Here is a 4,109-nt window from a genome sequence, read left to right on the forward strand (position 1 = left end):
ATGAGATGGTCCTGTCGCTCTATGCCAAGGGCCTGACCACCGGGGAAATCAGCGCGCACTTCGCCGAGATCTACGGTGCGTCCGTGTCAAAGGAGACCGTCTCGCGGATCACCGACAGGGTGCTCGACGAGATGGCCGCGTGGCAAAACCGGCCGCTGGATGAGGTCTACGCGGCGATCTTCATCGACGCCATCGTCGTCAAGGTCCGCGACGGGCAGGTCGCCAACCGGCCCGTCTACGCCGCGATCGGCGTGACGCTGGAGGGTGAGAAGGACATCCTCGGCCTGTGGGCCGGCACCGGCGGTGAGGGCGCGAAGTTCTGGATGAGCGTGCTCACCGACATCAAGAACCGCGGCGTGAAAGACACCTTCTTCCTGGTCTGCGACGGCCTCAAAGGCCTGCCCGAAGTCGTCACCAACGTCTGGCCGCTGACAACCGTGCAGACCTGCATCATCCACCTGATCCGCAATACCTTCCGCCTGGCCTCGAAGAAGGACTGGGACGCGCTCAAACGGGACGTGAAGCCCATCTACACCGCCGTGAACGCTGCGGCCGCCAGGGCGGCGTTCGAGGAGCTCACCGAGCGCTGGGGCAAGAAATACGGGGCCATCGTGCGGCTGTGGGAGAACGCGTGGGAGGAGTTCATCCCGTTCCTGGACTATGACGTGGAAATCCGGCGCGTGATCTGCTCGACCAATGCGATCGAATCCCTCAACGCCAGGTACCGGCGCGCCGTGAAGGCCCGGGGTCATTTCCCCACCGAGCAGGCTGCGCTAAAGTGCCTGTATCTGGTCACCCGATCCCTCGATCCGACCGGTGCCGGCAAGACCCGATGGGCCGTGCGTTGGAAGCCCGCTTTGAACGCCTTCGCCATCACTTTCAGCGACCGATTCCCGGCCGCTGAAAGCTACTAAAAGAAACCGCCGGATACACCGTTAATGAGATAGTCCCGGGCGGGGTAATCGGGGTGGCCGGCTGTAAGAATCTTGAATAGAGCGGTCTTGCCCGTGCCTTTGTCGCCAGCGACGATGTCGCCGTCGTCGGTAACTAAGCGTTCAAAAGTCTCAGTCTGGACGAAGTAGTCCTCAAGTGACGTATCAAATTCCGCAACGGGATTCCCGGGCTTGATAAGGGCGAGTATGTCTCTTACTTTCAGCGGTTCATCCAAGTCTGCTTTCATGCCCCAATCATTGCCCAATCGAACCGGCTGGGACGGTATTTCTTGTGCGAGCCGCGACCGAGGATGCTCGCGGCCAAAAAGGACCGATTTTGACCAATGGGTATTGGACATCTGATGTGTGACTTTCAGAGATATTTGGCGGTCAGTTTGCGACTGATAAATGGCGGCATGCTTACGGAAATGCGTGTGATGTCCTGCGTTTGGTACAACACTGCCACCTGGTCCGGAGGGCAGGTGGCAGTGTTGTGTGTAGGGCTTGCCAGGTGTCAGTGTCCGGAGCCGAGGCGTCCGGACATCCGGGTGCGCATGGCCTGGCTGGCCTGGTTGAGGCCGATGACCTCGACGTGCTTGCCGTAGTGGCGGTACTTGTCCTCCACGGAGTCCAGGGCGGCGATGGTGGAGGCGTCCCATAGGTGCGAGGTCGTCAGGTCGATGACGATGTGCTGGGGGTCCTCGGCGTACTCGAACTGGGTGTAGAGGTCGTTGGAGGAGGCCCAGAACAGTTCTCCGTCCACGGTGTACCGGGCGGTGGCCTCCTCGCCCTCAGCCTCGCTGGTGAGGGTGCGGGTGACGGTGGCGAAGTGCGCGACCCGGCGGGCGAACAGGACCATGGCGGTGAGCACGCCGAGTCCGACGCCGATGGCCAGGTTGTGGGTGGCCACGGTGCCGATGACGGTGACGGCCATGACGATGGTCTCGGACTTGGGCATCATCCGCAGGGTGGAGGGGCGGATGGAGTGCCAGTCGAAGGTGGCGATGGACACGAAGATCATCACCGCGACCAGGGCGGCCATCGGGATCAGGGCGACGACCTCACCGAGGGACACGGCCAGGACCAGGACGAAGGCCCCGGCCAGGAAGGTGGAGATCCGGGTGCGGGCCCCGGAGGCCTTGACGTTGATCATGGTCTGCCCGACCATCGCGCAGCCGCCCATGCCGCCGAAGAACCCGCTGATGATGTTCGCCGCGCCCTGACCCCAGGACTCGCGGACCTTGTTCGAGCGGGTGTCGGTGATGTCATCGACGAGCTTGGCGGTCATCAGCGACTCCAGCAGCCCGACGGCGGCCATGCCCAGCGCGTACGGGGCGATGACCTGGAAGGTCTCCAGGGTGAACGGCACGTTCGGGAGGAACAGGGTCGGCAACGCGTCGGGCAGTTCGCCCTTGTCTCCGACGGTGGGCACGTTCAGGGCGAAGACCACCGCGAGGGCGGTGACCACGATGATCGACACCAGTGGGGCCGGGACCACGGTGGTGATCCGCGGCAGCAGGTAGATGATCGCCAGCCCCAGGGCGGTGAGCGGGTAGACCAGCCAGGGGACCCCGATCAGGTCCGGCAGCTGGGAGGTGAAGATCAGGATGCCCAGGGCGTTGACGAAGCCGATCATCACCGACCGGGGGATGAACCGCATCAGCTTGCCCACCCCGAGTACACCGAGGATCACCTGGAAGACGCCGGCGAGGATGACCGCGGCGATCAGGTAGTCCAGCCCGTGGGAGGCCATCAGCGGGGCCACCACCAGGGCGGTGGCCGCGGTGGCCGCGGAGATCATCGCCGGCCGCCCGCCCAGGAACGCGATGGACATGGCCATGGTGGCGGCGGCGAACAGGCCCACCTGCGGGTCCACCCCGGCGATCAGGGAGAACGCGATGGCCTCCGGGATCAGGGCCAGGGCCACGATCAGCCCGGCCAGCACCGGGAGTGTCAGACGAACGGTGTATCTGGTCCTGGCCTGACCGAAAGGAAAGGCGATGACCGATGTCATCGAGATGATTGATCCTGTGACGGGAGAGATCATCGATCAGCAGCAGATCGCGGAGCAGCTGCTCGCGGAAGCGAAGGAGAAGGGCGTCAGCCTGGTCGGCCCGGACGGGCTGCTCGCCGGGCTAACGAAGCGGGTGCTGGAGACTGCGCTCGAGGTCGAGATGACCGAGCACCTCGGTTATGACAAGCACCAGCCCAGCACCGGCGAGAATGCCCGTAACGGGACGCGGGCGAAGACCGTGATGACCGAGGTCGGTGCAGTGCAGATCGACGTTCCCCGGGATCGTGAGGGGTCGTTCCAGCCGAGGATCGTGCGCAAGCGGCAGCGTCGGCTGGACGGGATCGACGAGATCGTGCTGTCATTGACCGCGCGCGGGCTCACGACCGGTGAGGTCGCGGCGCACTTCGACGATGTCTACGGAGCCAGCGTCTCGAAGGACACGATCTCGAAGATCACCGACAAGGTGATCGAGGAGATGACCGAGTGGCAGAACCGTCCGTTGGACCGCGTCTACCCGGTGGTGTTCATCGACGCGATCGTCGTGAAGGTGCGGGACGGGCAGGTGCGCAACAAACCGTTCTACGTCGCCGTCGGCGTCACCACGGGCGGGGAACGCGACATCCTCGGGATCTGGGCCGGCGACGGTGGTGAGGGCGCGAAGTTCTGGCTCGGCGTGCTCACCGAGATCAAGAACCGCGGCGTCGAGGACGTCTGCATCGTCGTCTGCGACGGGCTGAAAGGCCTCCCGGACGCGATCAACACGACGTGGGAGCTGACGACGGTGCAGACATGCATCATCCACCTGATCCGCAACACGTTCAAATACGCGTCGCGGAAGTACTGGGACCAGATCGCCCGCGACCTCAAGCCGGTCTATACCGCCGTCAACGAAGCTGTCGCGAGGGCCAGGTTCGAGGAGTTCGCCGAGAAGTGGTGCACCATGTATCCCGCGATCCGGCAGCTCTGGGAGAACGCATGGGCGGAATTCATCCCGTTTCTGGACTACGACGTCGAGATCCGCCGCATCATCTGCTCCACGAACGCGATCGAGTCGCTCAACGCCCGCTACCGGCGCGCCGTCCGTGCCCGCGGGCACTTCCCCAACGACGCTGCCGCGCTGAAATGCCTGTATCTCGTGACCCGGTCGCTTGACCCGACGGGGC

At 64.2% G+C, this 4,109-nt stretch carries 4 protein-coding genes; 2 read left to right on the forward strand and 2 right to left on the reverse strand.

Going from position 1 to position 4,109, the window contains the following annotated elements; genetic code table 11:
- A partial coding sequence (locus ACQ3I4_RS16540) for an IS256 family transposase (protein WP_430632801.1) occupies positions 1-914 on the forward strand: 914 nt, incomplete at its 5' end.
- On the opposite strand, the gene ACQ3I4_RS16545 is transcribed toward ACQ3I4_RS16540, so the two are convergent.
- Both ACQ3I4_RS16545 and ACQ3I4_RS16550 read right to left on the reverse strand, forming a co-directional pair.
- Entirely contained in the window at positions 911-1,180 is a 270-nt protein-coding gene (locus tag ACQ3I4_RS16545; RefSeq protein WP_430633932.1) for a hypothetical protein, read from the reverse strand. The two genes, ACQ3I4_RS16540 and ACQ3I4_RS16545, sit on opposite strands and share 4 nt — an antisense overlap.
- 266 nt (positions 1,181-1,446) lie before the next feature.
- Positions 1,447-2,946: a SulP family inorganic anion transporter gene (locus tag ACQ3I4_RS16550; protein ID WP_430633933.1), complete on the reverse strand. Its 1,500-nt coding sequence runs from the start codon at positions 2,944-2,946 to the stop codon at positions 1,447-1,449.
- A gap of 4 nt (positions 2,947-2,950) precedes the next feature.
- On the opposite strand from ACQ3I4_RS16550, the gene ACQ3I4_RS16555 reads away from it, so the two are divergent.
- The coding region (locus ACQ3I4_RS16555; protein ID WP_430633170.1) for an IS256 family transposase at positions 2,951-4,109 on the forward strand (1,159 nt) is incomplete at its 3' end.

Source organism: Zafaria sp. Z1313 (genome assembly GCF_050563205.1).
Taxonomy (GTDB): domain Bacteria; phylum Actinomycetota; class Actinomycetes; order Actinomycetales; family Micrococcaceae; genus JAZDCJ01.

What these genes read in the sequence shown, in the direction of transcription:
- ACQ3I4_RS16545 (WP_430633932.1), bottom strand. Translation starts at nt 1,180, where the DNA reads ATGAAAGCAGACTTGGATGAACCGCTGAAAGTAAGAGACATACTCGCC.
- ACQ3I4_RS16550 (WP_430633933.1), bottom strand. Translation starts at nt 2,946, where the DNA reads ATGACATCGGTCATCGCCTTTCCTTTCGGTCAGGCCAGGACCAGATAC.